The following is a 1210-nucleotide window of genomic DNA, read 5'->3' on the forward strand; positions in this document are numbered from 1 at the left end:
AGCTGCTTTCAGTCAACCTCCGGGGTTTTCCTCAACCCCGGAGGTTTTGCGTTAAAGCCTTCTTCCCCTAAAACTCATACGGTATTTTCATCCCTTTATCTAACAAAAACTTGATCATAACACTTTGTGAATCAAAAAAAGAGCTTACATAATTCACATCCGTTAAATCTCCATTTCTAACACCAAGCAGATCTCTCGCATTTGAAAACTCCCAATCACCAACACTGGATACCAAACCTGCCTTTACAGGATTTTCAAGAATATATTTTATTACCCATATGAAATATGCGTTGTCCTTAATTTCCTTACTCTTTGTCTTACCCTCAAACAAAGTTCCTGATCTTTGATATTTTTTGTTGATTGACTTAACATATGAATTCAAAAGAGATGATAAAAACTGTGAAATAGAAAAGTTGTTAGATGTCTGTTTGAGAAACATATGAAAATGATTTTGCATAAGGCAAAATGAGAGTATACTTATCTCAAACCTTCGACTGTATTCCTTCATTCTATCCAGGAAATAAGTATAATTTTCATGTTCAAAAAAGATGGATTCTTTGTTTGCCCCTCTGTTGTAAACATGATGGAAGCTGTTTTGATAGTAGTTGCGGGATTTATCCATAGTCCCCCCTGGATAATTTATAATCTATTAGAATTTGGGACAAATTAGAATATTCAACATTAAAAGTCAAAAGAAAAACCTCCAAGGTTCAGGAAAACCTTGGAGGTTCTCATGTGAAGTTGCCTTCAGTCAACCTCCGGGGTTTTCCTCAACCCCGGAGGTTTTGCCTTAAAAGCATATTTATCTATTTCACCTATGATCCATAATCCAGAAAGACCTCCAAGGTTGAGGAAAACCTTGGAGGTCATCCCGGCTTCCGATTTTTAATATTTAAATTTGTGATTGTGAAACCCTGAAACGCTATTTGAAAGATTTCCGTGATAGACCTTGGAGGTTTTTCTCAACCCCGAAGGTTTTGCCTTAAAAGCATATTTATCTATTTCACCTATGATCCATAATCCAGAAAAACCTCCAAGGTTCAGGAAAACCTTGGAGGTTCTCATGTGAAGCTGCTTTCAGTCAACCTCCGGGGTTTTCCTCAACCCCGGAGGTTTTGCGTTAAAGCCTTCTTCCCCTAAAACTCATACGGTATTTTCATCCCTTTATCTAACAAAAACTTGATCATAACACTTTGTGAATCAAAAAAAG

At 36.9% G+C, this 1210-nt stretch carries 1 protein-coding gene; it reads right to left on the minus strand.

The annotated features are described in order from the left end of the window. Positions 1–67 precede the first annotated feature (67 nt). On the minus strand, positions 68–622 hold the full coding sequence (locus VEB01_RS22905) for a transposase (protein ID WP_324879621.1): 555 nt from the start codon (positions 620–622) through the stop codon (positions 68–70). Between the last annotated feature and the right edge of the window lie 588 nt (positions 623–1210).

Source organism: Methylocaldum sp. (assembly GCF_035627495.1).
In the GTDB taxonomy this organism is placed as follows: Bacteria; Pseudomonadota; Gammaproteobacteria; order Methylococcales; family Methylococcaceae; genus Methylocaldum.

What these genes read in the sequence shown, in the direction of transcription:
- VEB01_RS22905 (WP_324879621.1), bottom strand. Translation starts at nt 622, where the DNA reads ATGGATAAATCCCGCAACTACTATCAAAACAGCTTCCATCATGTTTAC.